This is a genomic window from Streptomyces sp. NPDC056486 (genome assembly GCF_042795295.1).
GTDB lineage: Bacteria > Actinomycetota > Actinomycetes > Streptomycetales > Streptomycetaceae > Streptomyces.
On the sequence record NZ_JBHTSF010000106.1, the window covers coordinates 1 to 24,709 of the forward strand.

Sequence of the window (24,709 nt, forward strand, 5' to 3'; positions counted from 1 at the left end):
CACCAACGGCGGCGACAGCAACTGGGGGTTCCCGTCGCCTAGCCGGTGATCTTCACGGTGGCCTGGGCCGACGATCCGCCGTGCAGGGCATCGCCCTCGTAACTCACCGCGTAGACCGTCTTGCCCTGCTTGCTCGGCAGGTCCCTGATCCGGAACGTGCCGTCCGCCGCCACCGAAGCCGACGTGAGCTCTCCCGTCGTACCGAACCTGTCGGTCCGCGTGACCTTCAGCGCGATCCCGGACGGCAGCGCACGCCCCTGACCCGCCAGCTTGCCGGTGATCTCGACGCCACCCTTGCGGGTCGCCTCGGCGGGAGCGGTCAGCTCGATCGCCGTCGCCGCCTTCGCCACGTCGAGGGTGACCGTGACGTCCTCGGCCGGGCGGTGCGTGACGTCCCCGAGGAACCGCAGCGTGTACGTCGCCTCGCCGAGCCTGTCCGGTACGTCGAGGACGGTGAAGCTGCCGTCGGCCGCGACCTTGGCCGAGGCCACCTCCTGCGTGCCGTCGGCGTCCTTGCGGACCGCGGCGACCTTCACGGGCTCCGCGGGCGCGGGACCGTCGAGCTCCAACTTGCCCCGGATGCCGAGCGGTTCACCGACGACGGGCTTCGACGGCGTGGTGCTCAGCGTGCCCGTGAAGCGCGAGTCGTACTGGGCGGCCGGGGGCTTGATGACGTGCAGCCAGTGGTTGCTGCCGCCGTCCGAGGTCACCGCGAAGAGCCGCGAGCCGTCCTTGGTCCAGCCGAGACCGCGGTGCACGACCCGCGAGCCGTCGAGCTCCCCCTCGAAGGCAAACTCCAGCTGCTTCGTGCCGTCCGCCGGGTCGGCGGGCTGGATCAGCAGATCGGCCGCGCTGCCGGGGGCGACCGCGCCCCGCGCCACGTACTTTCCGTCGCCGCTGAACGCCACCGCCGACGCCTTCGTGCCCTCGGCCAGGGGCTGGTAGGCCGCCGGGGCGTCCGACAGGTCGGACGCGTCGAGCAGCCGGGTGCCGTAAGCCGCGTCCGCGAGGGCGATCCGCTTGCCGTCGGCGCTCTGCGCGATGTCCTTCAGGTCGAGCGCGCCCTTGCCATCGGCGTCCGCGAAGCGCCGCTGAGGGCCCCGCACCAGGGTCTCGCCGCTCGCGTCGAACGTAGTGAGGAAGGGGTTCTGGTCAGGCTCCGCCCCTGCCTGCCCCATCACGAGCCGGTCCGGCGCCTCGGGCCCCGCCGCCAGTCTCATCCGCCCCGTGGTGCTCCAGCCGGTGCCGACGGGGTAAGTGTCGCCGACCTTGTTGAGCGTCGTGTTGTTGTCGGCGTCGTCGCAGTACGAGGTGGTGTACGGCGTCTCCGTGAACCACGTCTTTCCGCCCGCCACGGCTATCTCGCGGCCGCAGTACACGTCGTAGGACGTGTACTTGGCGCCGCTCCTGGTCTGCGTAGCCGTGTCGAAGGTCAGGATCCGGTCGGACTGGGACACGTTCAGCGTCGCGCCGTCCGCGCTGAGCGCCATACCGGAGGCCGCCTCGTCGGTGGGGAGCGAACCCACCTTCTGGCCCTGGAAGTTGTAGACCTGAACCTGGCTCGCCCCTCTGACCCTGGTGCCGTCCGTGAGATAGACCCGCTCGTGCGCGTCGTCCACCACCATCGCCCCGAACGAGGAGATCGGCAGCTTCGCCACCTCGTCCGACGGAGCGGCGGCATACGCGGCGGGTGCGCCGACGGCGACGAGACCCGCCGAGCCGAGCACCACCGCCATGACGATGCCCGTCGTCCTCCGGCCCGCCCCCCGGCCCGTCCCCCGTCTTAACCGCTGAGAGTTCTTCAACTTGGCCCCCCACAGGCTTCATTGGCGGCGCGCGTCGAGCAGCGGCCCCCCGTGTGGGGTCATTGAAACATGTGATGGCCATGTGAAGGCAGGGTGCGCAAGATGCGTACACACACCGATGGGCCCCGCACGCCGTTGTGCGGGGCCCATCCGGAATGCGCGGAGTACGCGGGGGTGTCAGCCGAGACGCTGCACCAGGGCGCGGTACTCGTCCCACAGTTCCTTGGGCGTGTGGTCGCCGAAGGTGTTCAGGTGCTCGGGGACCAGTGAGGCCTCGTCGCGCCACACCTCCTTGTCGACCGTGAGGAGGAACTCCAGGTCGGCGGTGGGCAGGTCGAGGCCCTCGGTGTCGAGCGAGTCGACCGTCGGCAGGATGCCGATGGGGGTCTCGACGCCCTCGGCCTTGCCGTCGAGCCGGTCGACGATCCACTTCAGGACGCGGCTGTTCTCACCGAAGCCGGGCCACACGAACTTGCCGTCGGCGTTCTTGCGGAACCAGTTCACGTAGTAGATCTTCGGCAGCTTGGACTGGTCCGGCTTGTCCGCGCCGACCTTGACCCAGTGGGCCATGTAGTCGCCCATGTTGTAGCCGCAGAACGGCAGCATGGCGAACGGGTCGCGGCGCAGCTCGCCGACCTTGCCCTCGGCCGCGGCGGTCTTCTCGCTCGCCACGTTCGCGCCGAGGAAGACGCCGTGCTGCCAGTTGAAGGACTCCGTCACCAGCGGCACCGCGCTGGCGCGACGGCCGCCGAAGAGGATCGCCGAGATCGGCACGCCCTTGGGGTCCTCCCACTCGGGCGCGATGATCGGGCACTGCGAGGCCGGGGTGGTGAAGCGGGCGTTCGGGTGCGCGGCAGGGACGCCCGACTCGGGGGTCCAGTCGTTGCCCTTCCAGTCGGTGAGGTGGGCGGGAGTCTCCTCCGTCATGCCCTCCCACCAGACGTCGTTGTCGTCGGTGAGCGCGACGTTCGTGAAGACCGAGTTGCCCCACAGGGTCTTCATGGCGTTGGCGTTGGTGTGCTCGCCGGTGCCGGGCGCGACGCCGAAGAAACCGGCCTCGGGGTTGATCGCGTAGAGCCGCCCGTCCTCGCCGAAGCGCATCCAGGCGATGTCGTCACCGATGGTCTCGACCGTCCAGCCACGGACCGTCGGCTCCAGCATGGCGAGGTTGGTCTTGCCGCAGGCGGAGGGGAAGGCGGCAGCGACGTACTTGCTCTCGCCCTGCGGCGGGGTGAGCTTGAGGATCAGCATGTGCTCGGCGAGCCAGCCCTCGTCGCGCGCCATGACGGAGGCGATGCGCAGGGCGTAGCACTTCTTGCCGAGCAGGGCGTTGCCGCCGTAGCCCGAGCCGTACGACCAGATCTCGCGGTCCTCGGGGAAGTGCGAGATGTACTTCGTGGAGTTGCAGGGCCACGGGACGTCGGCCTCGCCGTCGGCCAGCGGGGCACCGAGCGTGTGGACGGCCTTGACGAAGAAGCCGTCCTCGCCGAGCTCGTCCAGGACCGCCTGACCCATGCGGGTCATGGTGCGCATGGAGACGGCGACGTACGCGGAGTCGGTGATCTCGACGCCGATCGCCGAGAGCGGCGAGCCGACCGGGCCCATGCAGAAGGGCACGACGTACATGGTGCGGCCGCGCATGGAGCCGCGGAAGACGCCCTTCTCGCCCTGGAAGATCTCCCGCATCTCGGCGGGGTCCTTCCAGTGGTTGGTCGGGCCCGCGTCCTTCTCCTTCTCGGAGCAGATGAAGGTGCGGTCCTCGACGCGGGCGACGTCGGTCGGGTCGGAGGCCGCGTAGTACGAGTTCGGGCGCTTGATCGGGTCGAGCTTCTTGAAGGTGCCCTTGGCGACGAGCTCCCCGCACAGGCGCTCGTACTCGGCCTCGGATCCGTCACACCAGACCACGCTGTCCGGCTCTGTCAGTTCGGCGATCTCGTTCACCCAGGAGACGAGCTCCCGGTGTTCGGTGGGGATGGTGCCCAGGGAAGCTGCGAGAAGGGGAGCCGCGATGTCGCGCGCCACGATTGCTCCTATACGAGGGGTTTTGGTTTGTTTGCCCCGTGGGGGCTGCGACCCGGACGCTTCACTGATTGACCCTCTGGCGCTCATCCGGTGCCGACTGCACTCATTTGATCATCCGATGCTTCCGCGCATATGTCCAGAGGGCCGCACACGTGAGCGGGGTGAGCATCACCACTCGCCCGGGCGGGTTCCCGTACACGGATCCGTCACTTGTACGCTCGGGTATCGCCGTGAGCATCGCCACTTGCGCTCCTCGGTTCCCTCTTGCCTGATGCCTAACTTACGGTTGCGTAGGTACGATGCCGATATGACCGCTCCCGTCCCCGACGCGGACACGAACTCACCGGCCAAGAGCCCCGATTCGTCCCCGCTCGACGCCCTGCCGCTCCCCGAGATCCCGGACCTCGAGGAAATCAAGCCGAAGATGCGCGGCTGGCTCCACGCGGGCATGTTCCCCGCCGTGCTCGTCTCCGGCATCGTGCTCACCGCGCTCGCGGGCTCCACGCGCGCACGGATCGCCTGCGGCATCTACGTCCTGACGGCCTGCCTGCTCTTCGGAGTGAGCGCCATCTACCACCGGGGCACCTGGAGCCCGCGCGCGGACGGCGTGCTGCGCAGACTCGACCACGCCAACATCTTCCTGATCATCGCGGGCACGTACACGCCTCTGACGATGCTGCTCCTGCCCGAATCCAAGGGACAGTGGCTGCTCTGGGGCGTGTGGGGCGCGGCGGTGGCCGGCATCCTCTTCCGGGTCTTCTGGGTCGGCGCGCCGCGCTGGCTCTACACCCCCTGCTACATCGCGATGGGCTGGGCGGCGGTCTTCTACCTGCCCGACTTCATGCGCACGGGCGGCATCGCCGTGCTCGTCCTCGTGATCGTGGGCGGACTGCTCTACAGCGCGGGCGGCGTGATCTACGGCATCAAGCGGCCCAACCCGTCCCCGCGCTTCTTCGGCTTCCACGAGGTCTTCCACTCCCTGACACTTGCCGCGTTCGCGGTGCACTACGTGGGCATCTCGCTGGTGGCGTACCAGCACGGGTAGTCACTCCACCCCCTTCCCCTCCTGTGGCCGCGGCTTTCGAGCCGCGGCCATTTGCGTGCACAGAGACATACGGATGGCGGACCGAACGACAGGCACTTGACGGTGACTACCTTTTGAGAGCTACTCTCATTTCATGGCCACTGTCATAAATCAGCCTGCCGCGCACCGGCAGGACCCCCGTCGCTGGTGGGCGCTCGGCGCCCTGGTCGCGAGCATGCTCGTGCTCGGTTTCGACATGACGATCCTCAACGTCGCCCTGCCCACGATGGCCGGACAGCTGGACGCGAGCACGGGCGAACAGCAGTGGATGGCGGACGCCTACATCGTCGTCTTCGCCGCCCTGATGCTCCCGGCAGGACTGCTCGGCGACCGGTTCGGCCGCCGCAGGATGCTGATCACCGGCCTCGGCATCTTCCTGGCGGGCTCCCTCATCGGCACCTTCGTCGACTCCGTCGAGCTGGTCGTCGTGGCCCGGGCGGTCATGGGAATGGGCGGCGCGCTCGTCATGCCGCTCGCCATGGCCGTACTGCCCGCGCTCTTCGCGCCCGGCGAGCGGACCAAGGCCGTCGGCATCGTCTCGGCCGCCTCCGCGCTCGGCGCACCGCTCGGGCCGATCGTCGGCGGCTGGCTCCTCGACCACTTCTGGTGGGGCTCGATCTTCCTGGTCAACGTCCCGATGGTGGCGATCGGAATCACGGCCTGCGTCTTCCTGCTCCCGGAGACGACCGACCCGTCGTCCCCCAAAGTCGACGTCGCCTCCACCGCGCTCACCGCCGCGGGGCTCGGCACGCTCATCTACGGGATCATCGAGGCGCCCGTACGCGGCTGGGGCGACCCGCTGGTCCTTGGCATGCTCGCCGGAGCCGCCGTACTGATCGCCGCGCTCGTCCTGCGGGAACGGAACATGCCGCGCCCGATGCTCGACATGTCACTCCTGCGCAACCGCGGGTTCCTGCTCAACACGCTCGCGGCGACGCTCGTCATGTTCGTCCTGTCGGGCCTGATGTTCGTGCTTCCGCAGTATCTGCAGGCGGTGCTCGGCCATGACGCCTTCGGCACCGGAGTACGGATGCTTCCGATGATGGGCGGTCTCCTCGTCGCCGCGAAGGGGGCGGAACCCGTCGTACGCCGCTTCGGCCCGCGCGCGGTGATCAGCTGCGGGCTAGTCGTCCTCGCCTTCGCGGCGATCCTCGGCAGCCGTACGACGGTCGACTCCGGCTACGGCTTCACCGCGCTGTGGCTCACCATCGCCGGGCTCGGCTTCGGCTTCGCCGTCGTACCGTCCATGGACTCGGCCCTCGGAGCGCTCCCCGTCGACCGGGCGGGATCGGGCACCGGGCTCCTGATGACCGTGCGCCAGGTCGGCAGCGCCATCGGGATCGCACTGCTCGGCTCACTGCTCGCCGGTGTGTACGTCGACCGCCTCGACACCGGCAAGCTTCCGTCAGCCGCCGCGGACACCGCGGGTGATTCGGTGGTGGCCGCCCACGCGGTCGCAGAGCGGCTCGGGGTCTCCGGGCTCGTCGACTCCGCCAACGAGGCGTACATCGACGGAATGGCGACGGTCCTCCTGGTCAGCGGCATCGCGGCCCTGGTGACGGCGCTGCTGGTCGCGGCGCTGCTGCCGAAGACGACCCCCGCACCGCAGGACGACGCCGACATGGCACGGCAGACGGAGCATGCCCGACAATGAGCGCCATGACGGCCGCACGATTCACTCCCTCCGCAGGGCGCATGGCAGAGCTCGGACTCCGCGAGCGCAAGAAGCTCAAGACGCGCATCGCGATCCGTGAGGCCACATACCGGCTGATCGAGGAGCAGGGATACGACGCGACGACGGTCGAGCAGATCGCCGAGGCCGCGGAGGTGTCGGCGTCGACCGTCTTCCGGTACTTCCCCACCAAGGAGGACATCGTCCTCACCGACGAGTACGACCCGCTCCTCGAGGACGAGCTGCGGGCGCGCCCCGCGGACGAGCCGATCGTGGAGTCCTTGCGGCATGTGCTGCGCAGGGCGGTGGGCGTCGGGTTCACCGAGGAGCCGGAGGTCTCGCGCCTCCGTACGCGCCTGATGGTCGAGGTCCCTGCCGTGCGCTCCCGGATCCTGGAGAGCATGTCGGTCACCGGCCGGATGCTGTGCCGCGTCATCGCGGAACGCACCGGCCGCGACGCGGCGGACCTTGAGGTCCGGGTGTTCTCGATGGGCCTGATCGGCGCGCTGACGGAGACGTCGGCGTACTGGGCGGAGCACGGTCACGAGGACGACCTCGGCGACCTGGTGGACCGCACCCTGAACATGCTGGCCGCAGGCTTCGCCTCCGGACACGGGGCGCCGTAGACCCAAACCCCACCCCTTCCCGACTGTGACATTCGCGGCTCCGCCGCGGGCCGCTGCGCGGGGGCGTCCTCAAACGCCGGACGGCTGACAGATTCAGCCCCTCCGGCGATTGAGGAGCGGGGTCTGGGGCGGAGCCCCAGCTTCGGGAAGGGGCGGGATTGGGGAGAGCCCCGCAGGGACCGCTCCAGCCCTCAGCCCGAAAGCTTCGCCACCAGCTCCTCCACGTCAGTGGTAGGCGCGTCGCACACGAACCGCCGACACACATAAGCCGCCGGCAGCTCCCTCCCCGCGAGCAGCGGAAACTCGCCGCCGCCCGCAGGGCCGACAGCCACGACAGCCCCGGGCGCCGTCCCCAACAGCGCCGTACGGTGCAGCTCGCCCCCCACCTCACCGATGACGGCAACCTCACGCGGCCCGTCCAACGCCGCCTCGGCCACCGCCAACCCATGCCCGATAAACCGGGGCGCCCGAGGCGCGAGCCCCTTCACGACCCCCAACGCCCGTTCCGCCGCGAGCCGATGCGGCTCGGCCCCGGTCTGCGCCGCGTACGAGAGCAGCGCCCCCGCAGCCGCCGTCCACCCGGAGGGCACCGCGTTGTCCGTGGGATCCTGCGGCCGCCTGATCAGCCGCTCCGCGTCCGCGGCAGTGTCGTACAGAGACCCGGACTCCTCGTCCACGAACTGGCCGAGCACATGGTCGAGGAGGAACCCGGCGAACTCCAGCCAGACCCCCTCCCCCGTCACGGAGGCAAGGGCGAGGAACCCCTCGGCGACATCGGCGTAGTCCTCCAACACGCCTGCGTTGGCGCCCACTTGGCCGCCCTTGGACGTACGGGAGAGCCGCGCCCTGTCGTCCATGTGCAGCCGCACGAGCAGGTCACCGGCGCCCACGGCCGCGGCCACCAGGTCCGGCCGCTCGAAGTACGCACCCACCTCCGCGAGCGCGGCGACGGCAAGACCGTTCCAAGCGGCGACGACCTTGTCGTCACGTCCGGGAGCGGGCCGCTCAGAGCGCGCCGCGAGCAGCCGCTCCCGGATCGAGGCGAGCCGATCGGCATCCGCCACCACGCCCCGGCCCTCCGGGAGCTGCAGCACCGAAGCGCCCTCCTCGAAGGTCCCTTCCTCCGTCACGCCGAAGTACGCGGCGGCGATCTCGGCATCCGCGTCGCCGAGCACCTCGCGCAGCTGCTCCGGCGTCCACACGTAGTACGCGCCCTCGACATGCGCGCCCGTCACGGCGTCCTCGCTGTCCGCGTCGAGCGCCGAGGCGAACCCGCCCTCGTTCGTGCGCAGTTCGCGCACCAGGAAGTCGGCGGTCTCCAGGGCGACACGCCGCGCGAGGTCCGAGCCCGTGGCCCGCCACAGGTGGGCGTAGACCCGGCAGAGCAGGGCGTTGTCGTACAGCATCTTTTCGAAGTGGGGCACTACCCACTCCCGGTCCACGGAGTACCGCGCGAACCCGCCGCCCAGCTGGTCGTAGATCCCGCCGCGCGCCATCCGCTCGCAGGTGTCGGCCGCCATCTGGAGGGCGCCCTCCGAGCCGGTGCGGGCGTAGTGCCGCAGCAGGAACTCGATGACCATGGACGGCGGGAACTTGGGCGCGCCCCCGAAACCGCCACGCGACGCGTCGTAGTCGCGGGTCAGGCCGAGCAGTGCCTGCGCGAGGTCGTCCTCGCCGGGCAGCTCGTCGGCGCCGAACGCCAGCTCGCGCTCGGAGAGGTCGCGGACGATCTTCCCTGCGACCTCGCCGACCTCGTCGCGCCGGTCCGTCCAGGCGCGCCGGACCCCGTCGGCCACCTGCTGGAAGGAGGGCATGCCGTGCCGCGGCTCGGGCGGGAAGTACGTGCCGAAGTAGAAGGGCTCGGCGTCGGGGGTGAGGAAGACCGTCATGGGCCAGCCGCCCTGGCCCGTCGCGGCCTGCACGGCCTCCATGTAGACGGCGTCGATGTCGGGCCGCTCCTCGCGGTCGACCTTGACGTTGACGAAGTGCTCGTTCAGGAAGGCCGCCGTCTCGGCGTCCTCGAAGGACTCGTGCGCCATGACGTGGCACCAGTGGCAGCTGCTGTACCCCACGCTGAGCAGCACGGGGACGCCTCGCTCCCGCGCCTGCGCGAAAGCCTCCGCCGACCAGGGCCACCAGTCGACGGGGTTGTCGGCGTGCTGAAGAAGGTAGGGGGATGTCTCATGGGCCAGTCGGTTCGGCATGTCTCCCATCCTCGCGCACATGGCCCTGAGATCCGGGGACTGCCCCACGTGATCCGCGGACTCCCTCGCGCCGGAGCGCCGTACGCAGGACACTTGGGGCCGCAGGTGACTATTGCTCTCGGAGGGGGACCCATATGCGGGACAGCCATCGGGCCGAAGCCGAGCGGCTGTTGGTGCGGGCGGTGGAAGAAGAGTCGCGGCGCTCCGGCGGACGGATCGACGGGGGTGTACTGCTCTCGCGGGCCCGAAGCGCGCTCGACGCCATGGGGCAGACCGCCGGTGAGGAGTACGCGGCCTATACGCAGGCCCTGGACGAAGCGGAGGCCGGGCAGCTCACCTTCGGGCAGCGGTATGCCAAGGAGGGGGCGGGAACTCCGCTGCTCGTGACCGTCGTTGCGGCCGTCGCGGCGTGTGTCGCCGACCTCGTGCTCGGGACCGACACCTCGACCGCCTTAGGGGTGGGCGCCGCTGTCGGCGTCGTCGGCGCGGCCACCACCGTGCTGAAGGTCACCGCGTCCCATGTGCCCGCGGCCAGTCGCCGCGCCGGTGCGATCAGCCAGCCCGGGGGGCCCGAGCAGCTGCGGCTGCAGTGGCTGACGGCCCTTGAGGTGCGGGGCATCCGGCCCTTCCTCGACCAGCAGCGGGTGCTCCACCCCTCCCCCGGCTCCGGCAAGAAGAAGGCCGCACCGCAGCTGCGGGGCACGGACAAGAGCGCGGCGGCACGCAGGCGCACCGTACTGGAGCAGTCCTTCACCCAACTGCCCGAACCGGACGGCCCGTTCGTGGGGCGCCGCGCCGAGCTCGCCCGCGTCGCCCAGTGGGTGCACGCCGCGCGGGCCAGCACCGAGACCCGGCCCACTGTGGTCGTGCTGCACGGCGCGCCGGGCTCCGGGCGCTCCTCGCTCGCCGTCCGTGCCGCACACGATCTGCGGGACCAGTTCCGGGGCGCCTGCGTCGTCGATCTGCGGGGCGAGAGCTCCCAGCCGCTGTCCACGCGGGACGCGCTCCTGCACCTGCTGAATCGATTGGGCGCCCCGCGCGAGCAGCTGCTCTTCCGGGAGCGTTCCTCGCCGGAGCAGCAGGTCAAGCGGCTCAGCGAGCTCTACCACCAGTATCTGACCGGGCTCGCGGTGACCGTCGTACTCGATGACGCGAGCGACCCGGAGCAGGTGCGCACGCTCGTGCCCGAGCGCTCCGACAGCCTCGTGATCGTCACCGCCCGCAAGCCCCTCGAACTGCCCGCCGACCTCCCCGCCTGGGTGCACCAGCTGCCGGTGGAGCCGTTGGACGCGGCGGGCGCGGAGGAGCTCCTGAGGGAGGCCGCGGAGGATTCCTCCGGGCCCTACGACGCCGAATCCTCTGACACCGTACGGGAGTTGTGCGGCGGACTGCCGCTCGCCCTGCGCATCGCCGGGTCATCGATCGGCGCGCGCACGACGCGTCAGCTCGCCTCCGACCTCTCCGCGTACGGCCCTGTGGAGCCCGTCGAGCGCGTTCTGTGGCTGCGCTACACCGACCAGGCCGAGCCCGCGCGGCGCCTCCTGCGCAGACTCGCGCTCGCGGGGCGCGCGTCCCTGGGGGCGGCCGCCGCCGCTGCCCTGCTGGGCGCCGACGAGCAGGAAGCGACCCGCCAGCTGGCCGCGCTCTCGCGCGCGGGCCTCGTCGACCACGTGCGCGGCAGCCGCTACCGCCTGCACGATCTCGTACGCGCCTACGCCCTTGCCCGCCTGCGCGACGAGGAGGAGCCCACGGAGCGCACGGCCGCGCAGGAGCGTCTCATCGCCAGCTACAGCGAGCTCGCCGGCTCGGTGATCCGCCTGGTCGACGGCAAGATGTCGACGCGGGCGGGCCAGTTCGACCGGCACGGCTTCTCCTCGCTCGAAGCGGCCCTGCGCTGGCTCGACGACGAGTCGAGCTTCATCACGGCGACGCTGCGGCACGCGGAGGGCGTGGACCAGGAGGCGGTGCTCAACCTCCTCGGCGCGCTGTGCGACTACTGCCTGCTGCGCGGCGACCTCTACCGCCTCGGCGAGATCAGCGAGCTCACGCAGGCCGTCGACCAGGGCCTGCTCGTACGGAGCGTGCAGTGGCGTACGGGTATCGCGTCCCGTCAGCTCGGCGAGCTCGACCAGGCACGGACGACCCTGACGTCGGTCGTGGACCTGTACATGGAGGCCCAGCAGGACGCGGGCGCCGCCCTCGCCCTGTGCTCGCTCGGGATCACCCTGCACCACCAGGGCAATCTGACGGAGGCGTCGGCGCGCCTGCACGAGGCTCTCGAACTGCAGGCCTCCGACGAGCTCGCCGGTGACCGCGCCTGGACGATGCACGCACTCGCGGCGGTGGAGCGGGACCGCTCCAACCTCAACCAGGCGCTCGGGCTCCTGGAGGCCTCCCTCACCCTGCACCGCGAGAACGACTCCCTGCACGGCGAGGCGTGGGCGCACTTCCAGCTCGGTCAGCTCTGCCTGCGCATGGGCGACGTGCCGCGCGCGGAGGAGCAGCTGCGTGGCGCCCTTGAGCTGTACGGACGCACACGTGACGGCCGTGGCGAGGCCTGGGCCCTGACGCAGCTGGCGCGGGCCCGTCTGGTGGACGGCGACCCGTCGGCCGCGGTCGACGGCCTGCGGCAGGCGGTGTCACGGCACCGCGACAACGAGGACGCGCGCGGCGAGGCGTGGAGCGCCTACTACCTGGGCCAGGCCCTGGAGGAGGCGGGCAGCCTCGACCAGGCGGTGCGCGAGCTCGAACGCTCGCGGACGATGTTCTCGCGGATGCGCGACGTGTACGGCCTGGCCTGCGCGCGGCACCACTCGGCACGGGTGACCCGCGACCAGCGCGCCGCCCAGACGGGCTCGCTGCGCAACTCCGGCTTCGCCCGTCAGCTCCTGGTGGACGCCCGCGCCGACTTCCAGCGCATCGGCGTCGCGCACGGCGAGGCCTGGACGTGCCTGGAGCTCGCGGTCGTCGACGCGGGGAACACACGTGCCCAGCAGGCGCTCGCCCTGTGCGACGAGGCGGCCGCGCTTTTCGCCTCGTACGGCGACCGGCGTGGCGAGGACTGGGCCCGCTTCCTGCGGTGCACTCTGCTGCCGTACGCGTCGCCCGGCGGCTGGGAGATCGGCACCGCGGTCGCCCAGGAGGAGCTCAGCCAGCTGGCCCGCGCCGGTCACCCGACCCGCGACGGCAAGCTGGACGACTACATGGAGGCGTACGGCCTTCTCCTGGAGCGCGGAGCCGACCTGGAGGCCGGCTGGCAGGCCTGGCGCCTGGGCATGGTGCCCAACCGTCACTCCCGCGAGGTGATGGGAGTGACGGTGGCCGAGGCGAGCTAGCCCTTGCGGGGCCCGGCATCGGAGGTCTTCGCCTCGCCGGCGGAGGCCTCCGCGGATTCCTTGAAGTCGACCTTCCGCATGTGCTTGCTCATCGACTTCATCAGACCCCAGACGGCGAGTGCCATCACCGCGAAGACGATGAAGCCGAGAACACCCGGGGTCACCTTGTCATCGTCGACCTCTTTGGCGAGAGGGACGAGATGCGTCATTGCCAGATGTGCGTTCACATCAGGCATTGTCGCGGATGCCCGCAAAGAGGTCGTCCTCGGGGAGGGATGTATCGACGAGCGACTTCGCGAGCTCGTACTCCTCCGTGGGCCAGACCTCCTTCTGGAGCTCCATCGGCACCCGGAACCAGCCGCCCTCGGGGTCGATCTGCGTGGCGTGCGCGATCAGCGCCCTGTCGCGGACCTCGTAGAAGTCGGCGCAGGGAACATGCGTGGTCAGCGTGCGCTCGACCCGCTCGAACTCGTCCCACCGCTTGAGCCAGTCCCCGTAGGGCGACTCCATGCCCTTGTCGAGCATCGCGTGGTGCAGCGCCTCGGTGCGCGGCCGGTTGAAGCCCTGGTTGTAGTAGAGCTTCAGCGGCCGGTAGATCGGCCCGAACTCGCTCTCCGGGTACTTCTCCGCGTCCGCCGCCCCGTCGAACGCCACCATCGAGATCTTGTGGGTCATGATGTGGTCGGGGTGCGGATAGCCGCCGTTCTCGTCGTACGTCGTGATGACCTGCGGACGGAAGGAGCGGATCTGCCGGACCAGCTCGCCGGCGGCCTTGTCGACGTCCTCAAGCGCGAAGCAGCCCTCGGGCAGCGGCGGCAGCGGGTCACCCTCGGGCAGGCCCGAGTCGACGAAGCCGAGCCAGTCCTGCTTGACGCCGAGGATCTCGCGCGCCTCTTCCATTTCCTTCCTGCGCACCTCGTGGATGTTCTCCTGGATGTACTTGTCACCCTGGAGCTTGGGGTTGAGGATGTCGCCGCGCTCCCCACCCGTGCAGGTCACGACATGCACGTCCACCCCCTCGGACACGTACTTGGCCATGGTGGCCGCGCCCTTCGACGACTCGTCGTCGGGGTGGGCGTGCACGGCCATCAGTCGCAGCTGCTCAGTCAAGACTCGATCCTCAGTCATCTGGCGCCCTGGTCGATATGGCGCAATGGGCGGCTTCTATAGTGACGGAACCGGGGGGCGGAAAATTCCGGCATCCCCTTTCCTGGAGGACGATCATGGCGGCCGTACGCGAGAAGGCCCCCGACGGCCGTTACGGCCAGTCGCGCTCGGCCGACGAGCAGGCGGACCGCAAGCTGAAGATCATCGGCAGCGTCCTCGGTGTGCTCTTCCTCCTGATGATCGGCTGGTTCGGATACGACTACGTCTCCGGCACCAAGGTCAGCGGCGAAGTGATCAAGTTCGAGGTCGCTTCGGACAGCGCGGTCAAGGTGCACCTCGAGGTGCGCAAGGACGCGGAAGCGCACGGCTACTGCACCCTGCGCTCACAGGCCGAGGACGGCGAAGAGGTGGGCCGTGCGGACTTCCGCTTCGACCAGAACACCGGCCGGATCGACAAGGTCGTCACGCTGCGCACGAAGGCGCGCGGGACGAGCGCCGAGCTGCTCGGCTGCCACTCCGACTGACTCAGCCTGACTCGGACTGCTGGCTCGGACTGGCTCGGACTGGCTCCGTCCCGCCCCTTGCGTCACGCCGATCGTCCGACGTCCCCGGTGTACCCGCCCTCACCTGCGTTGACGTATTTCTGATGGCTTATGTCCTCCCCCTCAGGCGCCGGAATTGTTAGGCTCGTGGTTTCGCCCACCCGTAAGGGAACATCCTTCTGGGTAGGGCGATGCTTTGTATCCCAGTACCTACGAGGAGCACCTGTGACCCAGACCAGCGAGAACGTCACCTGGCTGACCCAGGAGGCGTACAGCCAGCTCAAGGCCGAGCTGGAGTACCTGTCTGGTCCCGCGCGCACCGAGATCTCCACGAAGATCGCGGCCGCACGCGAGGAGGGGGACCTGCGCGAGAACGGCGGGTACCACGCGGCCAAGGAGGAGCAGGGCAAGCAGGAGCTCCGCGTCCGCCAGCTGACCCAGCTCCTGGAGAATGCGAAGGTCGGTGAGGCACCGGCCGCGGACGGCGTGGTCGCGCCCGGCATGGTCGTGACGATCGCCTTTGACGGCGACGAGGACGACACCCTGGCGTTCCTGCTCGCATCGCGCGAGTACGCGAGCGCCGATATCGAGACGTATTCACCGCAGTCCCCGCTGGGCAGCGGCGTGAATGGCAAGAAGATCGGCGAGGACGCGCAGTACGAACTGCCGAACGGCAAGCTCGCCTCCGTGAAGATCCTCGAGGCCACGCCCTACCAGGCCTGAGGCCCGCATCGGCGATACGGAAGGCCCCCCGCACCGAGCGTGCGGGGGGCCTTTCGCGTGTCCGGCCCTGAGGCCACGTCTTGAGCCGTGTCTTGAGCCGTGCCCTCAGGCTGTCGCCGAGCGGTACTTGCGGACCGCGAGGGTCCGGAAGACCACGACGATCAGCACCGAGTAGATCACCGAGGCCCAGACCGGGTGCTGCATGGGCCAGGCCGTGGACGTGGAGACACCGGGATTGCCGAAGAGCTCGCGGCAGGCCTGGACGGTCGCGCTGAACGGGTTCCAGTCGGCGACATGGCGCAGCCAAGGTGTCAGTTTGCTGGAGTCCACGAAGGCGTTCGAGATGAACGTGACCGGGAAGAGCCAGATCAGACCGCCCGATGTGGCCGCCTCGGGGGTGCGGACCGACAGGCCGATGAGCGCGCCGATCCAGGTGAAGGCATAGCCGAGCAGGAGGAGCAGGCCGAAGGCGCCCAGCGCCTTGGGGATGCCCTCATGGACCCGCCAGCCGACCAGGAGCGCGACGATCGCGAGCACCACCAGGGTGAGCGCGGTCTGGACGAGGTCCGCGATGGTCCGCCCGGTGAGGACGGCACCGCGCGCCATGGGCAGCGACCGGAAGCGGTCGATGAGGCCCTTGTGCATGTCGTCGGCGATGCCCGCTCCCGCGCCTGCGGTGGCGAACGTGACCGTCTGCGCGAAGATGCCCGCCATCAGGAAGTTGCGGTACACAGACGGGTCGGTGCTGGTCCCGATCTGCATCGAGCCGCCGAAGACGTAGCTGAACATCACCACGAACATGATCGGCTGGATCAGGCCGAAGATGATCATCTCCGGGATGCGGGACATCCGGATGAGGTTGCGCTTGGCGACGACCAGGGAGTCCCTGACGGACTGGCCGATGCCGCCCGCGGGCCTGGGGCCCGCCGTGGGCTTGGTGACGATACCGGTGGCGGTACTCACTTGTCGGCCTCCTTCTTGAGCTTGCCCTGGGCGTCCTTCGCCTCGCCGCTCCCCTCGCCGCTCCCCTCGCCGTTCCCCTCGTCCTTCACTTCGGCCACGTGGCCGGTCAGCGAGATGAACACGTCGTCCAGGGTCGGGCGGCGCAGCCCGATGTCGTCGATCTCGACCCCGCGGTTGTCCAGCTCGCGGATGACCTCGGCGAGCAGCTTGGCGCCGCCGGAGACCGGGACCGTGAGCTTGCGGGTGTGGTTCTCGACGGCGACCTCGCCCTTGCCGAGGCTCCGCAGGACCTCCGTGGCCACGGTGATGTGCTCGCGCTCGTGCACCACGACCTCGACGCGCTCGCCGCCGGTCTGTGCCTTGAGCTGGTCGGAGGTGCCGCGCGCGATGACCCTGCCGTGGTCGACGACGCAGATGTCGTGCGCGAGGTGGTCGGCCTCTTCGAGGTACTGGGTGGTGAGAAGGAGGGTCGTGCCGCCCGACACCAGCTCCTGGATGACTTCCCAGAGCTGCTGCCGGTTGCGCGGGTCGAGGCCCGTCGTCGGCTCGTCCATGAACATCACCGGGGGCGACACGACGAGGGCCGCGGCGAGGTCGAGGCGGCGGCGCATGCCTCCCGAATACGTCTTGGAGGGACGGTCCGCGGCGTCGGCGAGATGGAACCGGTCGAGCAGCTCGCCCGCCCTGACCTTCGCCTCCTTGGCCTTCATCTGGTAGAGCTGGCCGACCATTTGGAGGTTCTCGCGGCCCGTCAGGTACTCGTCGACGGCGGCGAACTGGCCGGAGAGACCGATCGAGCGCCGTACCTCGTTCGGATGTTTCAGTACGTCGACGCCCGCGACGACCGCCCGGCCGCTGTCCGGTGTCAGAAGCGTCGTCAGACAGCGCACCGCCGTGGTCTTGCCCGCGCCGTTCGGCCCGAGAAGGCCGAGCACGGTGCCTTCCGGAACATCCAGATCAACGCCGTCCAGAGCCCTTACGTCGCCGAAGGTCTTCACGAGACCTTCGGCGTAGATGGCGCCTGGCATGTGGGTTCTCCCCGTGGTTTGGGTGGCTTCCTAGTGAAAAGTTTAGATTTGCCGGTTGACACGCGCCCGGCGACCAGTGACGTGAGACACACCATAACGCGATACATCGCGTCTTCGCAACGGGATTGACGAAGCTGTGGACAACGCAAAATAGCGGGCAACGCCCTTGCCTGTACGGGATTTTCGCCGCGGCCACCCGCGACACGGGGCGTCAGCCGATGACGGTGTAGCCCGCCTCGTTCAGCGCCGCGCCGACCTCGGTGCAGTGCGAGGGGCCCTTGGTCTCCAGCTGCAGCTCGACCTCCGCCTCCGTCAGTCCCAGGCGCGGATCAGTTCGCACATGGCTCACGTCGAGGACGTTGGCGTCGACCACCGAAAGCACCCCGAGCAGCGTGGCGAGGGCCCCGGGCCGGTCAGTGAGGCGCAGACGCAGCGACAGATAGCGGCCCGCGGCCGCCATGCCGTGGCGCAGGATCCGCTGCATCAGGAGCGGGTCCACATTGCCGCCCGACAGGAGCGCCACCACCGGTCCCTCGAACTCCCGCGGCCTGCTCAGGAGCGCCGCGACGGGGCTCGCGCCCGCGGGCTCGACGACCATCTTGGCCCGCTCCAGGCAGAGCAGCAGCGCGCTGGACAGCTCGTCCTCGGACACGGTCACGACGTCGTCGACCAGCTCGTCGATGATCTGGAACGGTACGTCGCCGGGGCGCCCGACCTTGATGCCGTCGGCCATCGTCGCCGGGTTCTCGACGGACACCGGGCGTCCGGCGGCGAGCGAGGGCGGGTACGCCGCGGCGCCCGCGGCCTGCACGCCGATCACCTTGACGTCGGGGCGCAGCGTCTTGACCGCCACCGCGATGCCCGCGGCGAGCCCGCCGCCGCCGATGCCGATGACCAGGGTGCGCAGCTCGGGGCACTGCTCCAGGATCTCCAGGCCCACCGTGCCCTGCCCCGCGATGATGTCGGGGTGGTCGAAGGGGTGGATGAAGACGGCGCCCGTCTCGTGCGCGTACTCCTGCGCCGCGGCCAGCGTCTCGTCGACCACCTGACCGTGCATCCGCACCTCGGCGCCGTACTCGCGGGTCGCCGCGACCTTGGGCAGCGGCGCGCCCACCGGCATGAAGACCGTGGACCGCACGCCGAGCAGCGAGGACGCGAGGGCCACACCCTGCGCGTGGTTGCCCGCGCTCGCGGCGACCACCCCGGCCGCGCGCTCCTCCGGATACAGGCCCGCGATCCGCACGTACGCGCCACGCAGCTTGAAGGAGCCCGTCCGCTGGAGGTTCTCGCACTTGAAGTGGACCGGCGAGCCCACCAGTTGCGACAGGTGCCTGCTGCCTTCCATCGGTGTCACCCTGGACACGCCCGAGAGCATCTTCTGGGCGCCGCGCACGTCGTCGAGGGTGACCGTCGGCAAGGAGTGACGCGTGCGATAGCTCATGACGGCCAGTCTCCCAGTTCACACCGGGGTCCTCCTGCGGTGACCACGTGCCGAGACTGGTTTGCGCAGCGCTGGTACGCCCCGCGTCCCGGCCGCGTACCCTGTCCCCCAACCCATCGCCCTCGCATGAAGTGAGCCCCCGGCCATGCCCACAACTCCGGACATGACGACCGCCAGCGATCCCGGCCTCCTCGACACGCTGCAGCACCAGGTGGCCGTGTTCGCCCGCCGTGCGGAGCAGACACGCCTCGGCGGCGTCGGACAGGTCCGCAACTCCATGGACCGTGCCGCATACCTGCTGCTCAACCGCCTCGACAAAGAGGGGCCGATGGGCGTGAAGGCGCTCGCGGCGAGCATGGGCATCGACTCCTCGACGGTCACCAGGCAGGTGGCCCCACTGGTCGACACGGGCCTCGTCAAGCGCACCTCGCACCCCGAGGACGGCCGCGCCGTGGTGCTCCAGCTGTCGCCCCGCGGCGAGGCGCGCCTCAACGAAGTGCGCTCCTCGCGGCGTGACCTCATGGCCGAGCTGACCGATGACTGGTCCCCTCAGGAGCGCGAAAGCTTCTGCACGCTCCTCACGCGCTTCAATTCCGCACTCTCCGCCCGCCAGACCTCGCAGTCACCTCCGGAGACGCCCGCTTCCTGAGTCTTCCTGCCTCTTGACCCCGACCGTGTGCCGGGCCTCATATGAGACCGGGGGCCCGTCCCCTCCAGGCGGGAGGCGCGGTGCGCGGACGGCAGGCGTTCCTGAACGCCCGCCGCGCCCGGGAGTTCGAGTCGTTCGTCGCGGGCGCGGCAGGGCGGCTGCTGCATGCGGCGACGCTGCTCACCACCGAGCCACCTGACGCCAACCCACGCGCGCGTGCCTTGCTGACCGCGTCCCTCGCACACTCATACGCGGGCTGGGACCGGATGCGCGGCGAGGACCCGTACGACCGCACCCGCCAGCAGCTGGCCATCCGCTTCGCCCGCGGGGCCTGGCGGCGGCGCCGCGGCCACGGCGGCGTCCTGGCCCGGCTCACGCCCCAGGAGCGGCTGATTCTCGTCCTGCGGCTGTACGAGGGGGTCGCCGAGGAGCAGACAGCGGCGCTGCTCGGCCTGCCCGCCGACCGGGTCAGTGCGATCTGCGCCCGCGCGATGGAGACGGTCCTGCACCCGCCGCGCGGCCCCGCGCCGACGCGGCCCCTGGGAGAGGCGGCCCCGTCATGAGCCAGTTCGACCGCAAGGAGAACGCGGTCCGTCATCTCCTGGACAACGGCACGCCCCCCTCGGTCCCTGCGGAGCTCTACGAAGAAGCGGTCCGCCGCGGCGGACACAAGCTGCGCCGCAGGAGGGCGCTGCGCCGGCTGCTGTGGCTTCTGCTGCTCACGGCGGCGGTCACCTTCGTGATCTGGGCGTCGATCGCCCAGCCCTGGGTGGAGCCGCCCTCGGAGACGACTCCACCGCTGACCAGCTGGTGACCGGGCGCAGACGCGCCCGGCCCGCGCCTAGGCCTAACCCAGCGCCTGCTGCAGATCGGCGAGCAGGTCATCCGCGTTCTCGATGCCCACCGAGAGCCGCACCAGGTCCGCCGGGACCTCGAGTGCCGAGCCCACCACGGAGGCGTGCGTCATCCGCCCCGGGTGCTCGATCAGGGACTCCACGCCGCCGAGCGACTCGCCCAGGGTGAACAGCTTCGCGCGGTCGCAGACGGCGACCGCGGCCTCCTCGCCCCCGGCGACCTGGAAGGACACCATCCCGCCGAACGACTTCATCTGCTTGGCGGCGGTCTCGTGACCGGGGTGCTCCGGAAGCCCGGGGTAGAGAACACGCGTCACGCGCGCGTGCCGCGTCAGCATCTCGGCGACCTTCGTCGCGTTCTCGCTGTGCCGGTCCATGCGCACGGCAAGGGTCTTGATGCCGCGAAGGACCAGCCACGCGTCGAAGGGCCCGGCCACCGCGCCCATCGCGTTCTGGTGGTACGCCAACTCCTCGCCGAGCGCGTCGTCGTTGACGACGAGCGCGCCGCCCACGACGTCCGAGTGCCCGCCCATGTACTTCGTCAGGGAGTGCACGACGACGTCCGCGCCGAGCGCGAGGGGCTGCTGGAGGTAGGGGCTCGCGAAGGTGTTGTCGACGACGAGGCGGGCCCCCGTCTCCTTGGCCACCTGGGCGACGGCGGCGATGTCGGTGATGCCGAGCAGCGGGTTGGAGGGGGTCTCCACCCAGATCGCCTTCGTACGGTCGGTCACCGCGGCCCGCACCGCCGCCGGGTCGGAGGTGTCGGCGACCGACCACTCGACGCCCCACCGCGACACGACCTTCGCGAAGAGCCGGAACGTGCCGCCGTACGCGTCATTGGGGATGACCACATGGTCGCCGGGACTGAGCAGCGTACGCAGCAGGCAGTCCTCGGCGGCGAGACCCGACGCGAAGGCGAGCCCGCGCCTGCCGCCCTCCAGGGCGGCCAGGTTCTCTTCCAGGGCGGTGCGGGTGGGGTTGGCGCTGCGGCTGTACTCGTAGCCGCCGCGCAGCCCGCCGACGCCGTCCTGCTTGTACGTCGACACCTGATAGATCGGCGGGACGACCGCGCCGGTCAACGGGTCTGCGGTGTTGCCCGCGTGGATCGCGACGGTCTCGAAACTCTGGCTGCTGAACGTGTCACTCATGCGGCCAGAGCCTAGTCCGGGAGAGCGAGAGGGCCGACAAGTTCGAGACTGGTTCGCCAAGTGTCAGACCGGTCTGGTTCGCTTGAGGCATGGAAATTCTCTGGGTGCTGATGGCGGCGATCATGATCGGGGCGGTCCTTGGCCCGGTTCTGCTGCGCAGGCGCGGCGGAATCCGCCAGGTCGCCCCCGGTTCACCGGACGCCGCGGACCCGGCCGAGTACGGCTTCGCGCGTCAGGAAGAGCTGGACATCCGCATGCCGGGACCGGACCGCGACCTCCTGGACGTCCTCGACGTGGTCCAGCAGTCGCAGAGCTGGAAGGCGGCATCGCAACTGCTCTCGGGCACGGAGATCCACGGCGAGGTGCGCTGGCAGCGCGTGCAGGCGTTCGCGGGCGCCGCGTCCCTGGAGCTGCAGCAGCGGCCCGGCGGGGTCAGCGACCAGCCCGGGGGACAGTGGCTGCGGGTGTGGCGGGCCGAGGCGCCCAAGGACGCGGGCGGCGCGGCGGTGCACGCGGAGTTCCTGGTCCAGCAGGCCTGGCGGTCGTCGACGTCAGGGACGGACGAGTTCCGGATCATCCTGGAGGAAGCGAGGGAGGCCTGCGCACAGGCGGCGCTGCTCTCCCCCGGGGACCCCGTCCCGTACATCATCGAGCTCTCCATCGCGCGTGGCCTCGCGTACTCCCGCGAGGATTTCGAGCAGCTGTGGCTGAAGATCCTGGACCGCGCGCCCGCGCACATGGGAGCGCACCTGGCGGCCCTTCACTACTGGTGCGAGAAGTGGCACGGCTCGCGCGACCTCGCGAACAACTTCGCTGAGGCGGCGGCGGCCCGCGCCCCCAAGGGCTCGCTCCTCTCCGCGCTCCCGCTCTTCGCGGTGTACGAACACCTGCCCGAGGTCAACCTCGTCCGTGGTTTCTACGAGAGCGAGGTCGTCACCAAGGCCGTCGAGGGCGCGCTCTACGCGGTGCACTCGGCCCGCCCGGACGACCCGATGCTGGCGCACGTCAGGCACCTCCTGATCTTCTTCCTGGTCCGCTGCGAGCGCTGGGCGGAGGCCATGAAGCAGCTGATCCACGTGGACGGCCACGTGGGCGCCCTGCCCTGGACGGTCTCCTCCGACCCGGCCGCGGACTACGCGGTGTACCGCGCGCTCGCGGTCGCGGGGTACGAGGCGAACGGCGGCAGCCCGGCGACGCTGTCGCACTGAGCCTGTCCAGCTGTCGCACTGAGACTGTCCACCAGCTGCCGTCGGCCTTCCCGCCCGAGGAATGCGCCCGAGGAATGCGACTCGCCCCGCACACGTTGACGTAGAAGCCGCAAGACTCACCCCACCTCGTCTCGCCCCACCGAAGCGTCCCAGGAGGACAGCCCCATGCTCTTCGGCCGCACGCCCGAGCTCCCCACCCCCGAGCAGGCCCTGAAGGGTCGCGCGACCCCCGAATTCGATGTCCCCTCCCGCCACACGGTCCTCGGCAACCCGCTCCTGGGCCCGTACCCCGACGGCCTGGAGACCGCGGACTTCGGGCTCGGCTGCTTCTGGGGCGCGGAGCGCAAGTTCTGGCAGACGGAGGGCGTCTGGACGACGTACGTCGGCTACCAGGGCGGCTCCACGGAGAACCCCTCCTACGAGGAAGTCTGCTCGGGCCTGACCGGCCACGCGGAGGTGGTCCGCGTGGTCTTCGACCCCACCCGCGTCTCGTACGCCGCTCTCCTGAAGCTCTTCTGGGAGTCCCACAACCCCACGCAGGGCTTCCGCCAGGGCAACGACGTGGGCACCCAGTACCGCTCGGCGATCTACACGCACTCCCCCGAACAGGAGGCGGGAGCGGTGGCATCCCGCGACGCGTACCAGCAGGTCCTCACCTCGGCCCGCCAGGGCGAGATCACCACGACGATCCTCCCGGCAGCCCCCCGCCCCTTCTGGCCCGCCGAGGGATACCACCAGCAGTACCTGGACAAGAACCCGGACGGCTACTGCGGAATCGGCGGCACGGGCCTGCGACTGGAAAGCCCCTCGGAGACGAACTGGGGCCGGGCCTGCCCGACGGGGATCGCTCCGGCGCCGGAGCTGACGGAGTAGCAGCAGCGGGCAAGCCCCACCTGTCAGCCGTCCGGCGGTCACTTTCGGTCAAGATTCACTCCGGCGGCATGACAGGACTTCTCAGTCGCCACGATGTTGTTCATGGCGACTTCGGGGGCACGCAAGAAGCTTTACGGCGGACTGGGTCAATGGTGGGGAGTCCTGGCCGGCGCGCTGCTGATCGCGGCGTGGATCAACTCCGCCGCCGGCCCGGCCGTGGTGGTCACTCTGTCCGCGGTCGTACTCCTGTGGTGCTTCTTCCAGGCGCCCGTGACGTGTGGCGCAGCGGTTCGAGGGCGCGCGGACGGCTGCCGCAACAACGCCGCCGGTCTCCTGCTGGGGTGCCACATCCGCCAACACCGTGGGCAGAAGCTGAAGATGTTGATCATCCGTCGGCAGGTGCGCGCGTTCTGCTCAGGGCTGTTCTCCGACGGCAAGGCAGCCGTCGTCACACTCGCCGGGGCAGGCAGCTTCGTTTCCGGTCTGGTCGCGCTGGTACCTGGCGTCGTCGTCAACTGAGGGCACCGGCGGGCGGGGAGGGCGACCAGCGTCGTCGCTGCTCACGGAGTGATCGTTGCCGCTGTGCCTCTGACGAGAGCCGACAGGCCTACCGGCACCCCGGAGGATCGATCGACGACCCGCAACGCGTCCCGCAAGAGCAGTCGATTCCGCCCCGAGGTGATGGTGTCGAGGAGAGGCGAGATCTTCGAGAGCATCTTGGAACTTGGAGATAGCCGCGTTGAGTACCGAAGAGATGAGTGTCGAGCCAGGTCCTCTCCGCCTCGCGGCGCTGTGGCGGGAGCACCGTCCATCCTGCGTTCCCCTCGCCCACACCTTCCGCAGCGCGTACCCCGACCGCTGGGTACGCTTCCACAGCCTGCCCGGTTCGAAGCGCTACCCGGCGTCCGAGGACGAGTACGTGATCGCGCTGGACCGGTACAACACAGTCCTCGCCGAACTGTTCGCGGGCATGGACGTGTTCGTGGTGACCATGGACTGGTCGGACACCCCGACCGGACCCGCCGGATACTCGACACACCGAGAGACGCTGCATCCTGATGGCATCCATTGGTGGACCGAGTCCGAGCAGGACGATCCCGATCCGGAGTTTCACACCCACACCCGCCTGTACGCCGACCGGCGCCCGTGGGAACGCGGTTGCCTTGATGAACTGCTACGCGCCGTCGCGAACGAGCAGCTCGTCGAAGTGTTCATCACCGACACGGAGCTTCGACGCATCCACCATCCCTACGACGGTGGCGCTGACGTCATCCTGACGACGTCCGAGGAGCGCGACCGGCTCCGTGACCTGCATGCCGCCTGGCTCTCCGGGCACCCAGACGGTCTCTGACCCCGTAGGGCCTCTGCCGTCAGCGAATCTGCTGCAGGCCAAGAACTCTTACGCGGTGAGGGCGGTGACCCGAA

At 69.9% G+C, this 24,709-nt stretch carries 22 protein-coding genes; 13 read left to right on the forward strand and 9 right to left on the reverse strand.

What is annotated here, in order from left to right:
• Positions 1-38 precede the first annotated feature (38 nt).
• Positions 39-1,736: an Ig-like domain repeat protein gene (locus tag ACFQ7F_RS31770; protein ID WP_383277818.1), complete on the reverse strand. Its 1,698-nt coding sequence runs from the start codon at positions 1,734-1,736 to the stop codon at positions 39-41.
• 246 nt (positions 1,737-1,982) lie between these two features.
• Positions 1,983-3,827, reverse strand: a complete 1,845-nt coding sequence (locus ACFQ7F_RS31775; protein WP_383277821.1) for a phosphoenolpyruvate carboxykinase (GTP) — start codon at positions 3,825-3,827, stop codon at positions 1,983-1,985.
• 307 nt (positions 3,828-4,134) lie between these two features.
• Between ACFQ7F_RS31775 and ACFQ7F_RS31780 the strand changes: the two genes are divergently transcribed.
• From ACFQ7F_RS31780 to ACFQ7F_RS31790, 3 genes are all read left to right on the forward strand, one after another.
• Complete coding sequence (locus ACFQ7F_RS31780) at positions 4,135-4,872, forward strand: hemolysin III family protein (RefSeq protein ID WP_383277824.1); 738 nt, start codon at positions 4,135-4,137, stop codon at positions 4,870-4,872.
• A gap of 133 nt (positions 4,873-5,005) precedes the next feature.
• Complete coding sequence (locus ACFQ7F_RS31785) at positions 5,006-6,565, forward strand: MFS transporter (RefSeq protein WP_383277827.1); 1,560 nt, start codon at positions 5,006-5,008, stop codon at positions 6,563-6,565.
• The gene (locus tag ACFQ7F_RS31790; protein ID WP_383277830.1) at positions 6,562-7,209 is read left to right on the forward strand and encodes a TetR/AcrR family transcriptional regulator; all 648 of its coding nucleotides are present in this window, start codon (positions 6,562-6,564) and stop codon (positions 7,207-7,209) included. Before ACFQ7F_RS31785 ends, ACFQ7F_RS31790 begins: the two co-directional genes overlap by 4 nt.
• Positions 7,210-7,400: 191 nt before the next feature.
• Here ACFQ7F_RS31790 and ACFQ7F_RS31795 read toward each other — a convergent pair whose 3' ends face one another.
• Positions 7,401-9,413 (reverse strand): thioredoxin domain-containing protein, encoded by a 2,013-nt coding sequence (locus ACFQ7F_RS31795; protein ID WP_383277833.1) that lies wholly within the window; start codon positions 9,411-9,413, stop codon positions 7,401-7,403.
• A gap of 134 nt (positions 9,414-9,547) precedes the next feature.
• Between ACFQ7F_RS31795 and ACFQ7F_RS31800 the strand changes: the two genes are divergently transcribed.
• Positions 9,548-12,748 (forward strand): tetratricopeptide repeat protein, encoded by a 3,201-nt coding sequence (locus ACFQ7F_RS31800; protein WP_383277836.1) that lies wholly within the window; start codon positions 9,548-9,550, stop codon positions 12,746-12,748.
• On the opposite strand, the gene ACFQ7F_RS31805 is transcribed toward ACFQ7F_RS31800, so the two are convergent.
• Positions 12,745-12,984 carry a hypothetical protein gene (locus tag ACFQ7F_RS31805; protein WP_383277839.1) on the reverse strand — a complete coding sequence of 80 codons (240 nt, stop codon included), beginning with the start codon at positions 12,982-12,984 and terminating at the stop codon, positions 12,745-12,747. The two genes, ACFQ7F_RS31800 and ACFQ7F_RS31805, sit on opposite strands and share 4 nt — an antisense overlap.
• A complete protein-coding gene (gene mca, locus ACFQ7F_RS31810) occupies positions 12,977-13,858 on the reverse strand; it encodes a mycothiol conjugate amidase Mca (protein WP_383277842.1) in 882 nt (293 codons plus the stop codon). The genes ACFQ7F_RS31805 and mca overlap by 8 nt, the downstream gene beginning before the upstream one ends.
• Positions 13,859-13,971: 113 nt before the next feature.
• On the opposite strand from mca, the gene ACFQ7F_RS31815 reads away from it, so the two are divergent.
• Complete coding sequence (locus ACFQ7F_RS31815; RefSeq protein ID WP_383277845.1) at positions 13,972-14,379, forward strand: DUF4307 domain-containing protein; 408 nt, start codon at positions 13,972-13,974, stop codon at positions 14,377-14,379.
• 243 nt (positions 14,380-14,622) lie between these two features.
• Positions 14,623-15,120, forward strand: coding sequence for a transcription elongation factor GreA (gene greA, locus ACFQ7F_RS31820; RefSeq protein ID WP_383277848.1), 498 nt, complete (start codon positions 14,623-14,625; stop codon positions 15,118-15,120).
• Positions 15,121-15,225: 105 nt separating this feature from the next.
• On the opposite strand, the gene ACFQ7F_RS31825 is transcribed toward greA, so the two are convergent.
• The 3 genes from ACFQ7F_RS31825 to ilvA form a co-directional block, all read right to left on the reverse strand.
• The gene (locus ACFQ7F_RS31825; protein ID WP_383277905.1) at positions 15,226-16,065 is read right to left on the reverse strand and encodes an ABC transporter permease; all 840 of its coding nucleotides are present in this window, start codon (positions 16,063-16,065) and stop codon (positions 15,226-15,228) included.
• 14 nt (positions 16,066-16,079) lie between these two features.
• On the reverse strand, positions 16,080-17,111 hold the full coding sequence (locus ACFQ7F_RS31830; protein ID WP_383277851.1) for an ATP-binding cassette domain-containing protein: 1,032 nt from the start codon (positions 17,109-17,111) through the stop codon (positions 16,080-16,082).
• Positions 17,112-17,322: 211 nt separating this feature from the next.
• Positions 17,323-18,552 carry a threonine ammonia-lyase gene (gene ilvA, locus ACFQ7F_RS31835; RefSeq protein WP_383277854.1) on the reverse strand — a complete coding sequence of 410 codons (1,230 nt, stop codon included), beginning with the start codon at positions 18,550-18,552 and terminating at the stop codon, positions 17,323-17,325.
• Positions 18,553-18,697: 145 nt separating this feature from the next.
• Between ilvA and ACFQ7F_RS31840 the strand changes: the two genes are divergently transcribed.
• The 3 genes from ACFQ7F_RS31840 to ACFQ7F_RS31850 all read left to right on the forward strand — a co-directional run bounded on the left by ACFQ7F_RS31840 (position 18,698) and on the right by ACFQ7F_RS31850 (position 20,015).
• On the forward strand, positions 18,698-19,201 hold the full coding sequence (locus ACFQ7F_RS31840) for a MarR family winged helix-turn-helix transcriptional regulator (protein ID WP_383277857.1): 504 nt from the start codon (positions 18,698-18,700) through the stop codon (positions 19,199-19,201).
• An 80-nt stretch (positions 19,202-19,281) separates the two neighbouring features.
• Positions 19,282-19,764 (forward strand): sigma factor-like helix-turn-helix DNA-binding protein, encoded by a 483-nt coding sequence (locus tag ACFQ7F_RS31845; RefSeq protein ID WP_383277860.1) that lies wholly within the window; start codon positions 19,282-19,284, stop codon positions 19,762-19,764.
• Entirely contained in the window at positions 19,761-20,015 is a 255-nt protein-coding gene (locus tag ACFQ7F_RS31850) for a hypothetical protein (RefSeq protein WP_383277863.1), read from the forward strand. Before ACFQ7F_RS31845 ends, ACFQ7F_RS31850 begins: the two co-directional genes overlap by 4 nt.
• 33 nt (positions 20,016-20,048) lie before the next feature.
• On the opposite strand, the gene ACFQ7F_RS31855 is transcribed toward ACFQ7F_RS31850, so the two are convergent.
• A complete protein-coding gene (locus ACFQ7F_RS31855; protein ID WP_383277866.1) occupies positions 20,049-21,203 on the reverse strand; it encodes a cystathionine gamma-synthase in 1,155 nt (384 codons plus the stop codon).
• Between the two features lie 89 nt (positions 21,204-21,292).
• On the opposite strand from ACFQ7F_RS31855, the gene ACFQ7F_RS31860 reads away from it, so the two are divergent.
• The 4 genes from ACFQ7F_RS31860 to ACFQ7F_RS31875 all read left to right on the forward strand — a co-directional run bounded on the left by ACFQ7F_RS31860 (position 21,293) and on the right by ACFQ7F_RS31875 (position 24,635).
• Positions 21,293-22,411, forward strand: a complete 1,119-nt coding sequence (locus ACFQ7F_RS31860; RefSeq protein ID WP_383277869.1) for a hypothetical protein — start codon at positions 21,293-21,295, stop codon at positions 22,409-22,411.
• Positions 22,412-22,576: 165 nt separating this feature from the next.
• Positions 22,577-23,284 carry a peptide-methionine (S)-S-oxide reductase MsrA gene (gene msrA / locus ACFQ7F_RS31865; protein ID WP_383277872.1) on the forward strand — a complete coding sequence of 236 codons (708 nt, stop codon included), beginning with the start codon at positions 22,577-22,579 and terminating at the stop codon, positions 23,282-23,284.
• Between the two features lie 102 nt (positions 23,285-23,386).
• On the forward strand, positions 23,387-23,803 hold the full coding sequence (locus ACFQ7F_RS31870) for a hypothetical protein (RefSeq protein ID WP_383277875.1): 417 nt from the start codon (positions 23,387-23,389) through the stop codon (positions 23,801-23,803).
• 220 nt (positions 23,804-24,023) lie between these two features.
• Positions 24,024-24,635: a hypothetical protein gene (locus ACFQ7F_RS31875; RefSeq protein ID WP_383277878.1), complete on the forward strand. Its 612-nt coding sequence runs from the start codon at positions 24,024-24,026 to the stop codon at positions 24,633-24,635.
• The last annotated feature ends 74 nt before the right edge of the window (positions 24,636-24,709 follow it).

What these genes read in the sequence shown, in the direction of transcription:
- ACFQ7F_RS31840 (WP_383277857.1), top strand. Translation starts at nt 18,698, where the DNA reads ATGCCCACAACTCCGGACATGACGACCGCCAGCGATCCCGGCCTCCTC.
- msrA (WP_383277872.1), top strand. Translation starts at nt 22,577, where the DNA reads ATGCTCTTCGGCCGCACGCCCGAGCTCCCCACCCCCGAGCAGGCCCTG.
- ilvA (WP_383277854.1), bottom strand. Translation starts at nt 18,552, where the DNA reads ATGAGCTATCGCACGCGTCACTCCTTGCCGACGGTCACCCTCGACGAC.
- ACFQ7F_RS31815 (WP_383277845.1), top strand. Translation starts at nt 13,972, where the DNA reads ATGGCGGCCGTACGCGAGAAGGCCCCCGACGGCCGTTACGGCCAGTCG.
- ACFQ7F_RS31855 (WP_383277866.1), bottom strand. Translation starts at nt 21,203, where the DNA reads ATGAGTGACACGTTCAGCAGCCAGAGTTTCGAGACCGTCGCGATCCAC.
- ACFQ7F_RS31780 (WP_383277824.1), top strand. Translation starts at nt 4,135, where the DNA reads ATGACCGCTCCCGTCCCCGACGCGGACACGAACTCACCGGCCAAGAGC.
- ACFQ7F_RS31870 (WP_383277875.1), top strand. Translation starts at nt 23,387, where the DNA reads ATGGCGACTTCGGGGGCACGCAAGAAGCTTTACGGCGGACTGGGTCAA.
- ACFQ7F_RS31795 (WP_383277833.1), bottom strand. Translation starts at nt 9,413, where the DNA reads ATGCCGAACCGACTGGCCCATGAGACATCCCCCTACCTTCTTCAGCAC.
- ACFQ7F_RS31790 (WP_383277830.1), top strand. Translation starts at nt 6,562, where the DNA reads ATGAGCGCCATGACGGCCGCACGATTCACTCCCTCCGCAGGGCGCATG.
- ACFQ7F_RS31770 (WP_383277818.1), bottom strand. Translation starts at nt 1,736, where the DNA reads ATGGCGGTGGTGCTCGGCTCGGCGGGTCTCGTCGCCGTCGGCGCACCC.
- ACFQ7F_RS31785 (WP_383277827.1), top strand. Translation starts at nt 5,006, where the DNA reads ATGGCCACTGTCATAAATCAGCCTGCCGCGCACCGGCAGGACCCCCGT.
- ACFQ7F_RS31850 (WP_383277863.1), top strand. Translation starts at nt 19,761, where the DNA reads ATGAGCCAGTTCGACCGCAAGGAGAACGCGGTCCGTCATCTCCTGGAC.
- ACFQ7F_RS31860 (WP_383277869.1), top strand. Translation starts at nt 21,293, where the DNA reads ATGGAAATTCTCTGGGTGCTGATGGCGGCGATCATGATCGGGGCGGTC.
- ACFQ7F_RS31800 (WP_383277836.1), top strand. Translation starts at nt 9,548, where the DNA reads ATGCGGGACAGCCATCGGGCCGAAGCCGAGCGGCTGTTGGTGCGGGCG.
- ACFQ7F_RS31805 (WP_383277839.1), bottom strand. Translation starts at nt 12,984, where the DNA reads ATGCCTGATGTGAACGCACATCTGGCAATGACGCATCTCGTCCCTCTC.
- ACFQ7F_RS31830 (WP_383277851.1), bottom strand. Translation starts at nt 17,111, where the DNA reads ATGCCAGGCGCCATCTACGCCGAAGGTCTCGTGAAGACCTTCGGCGAC.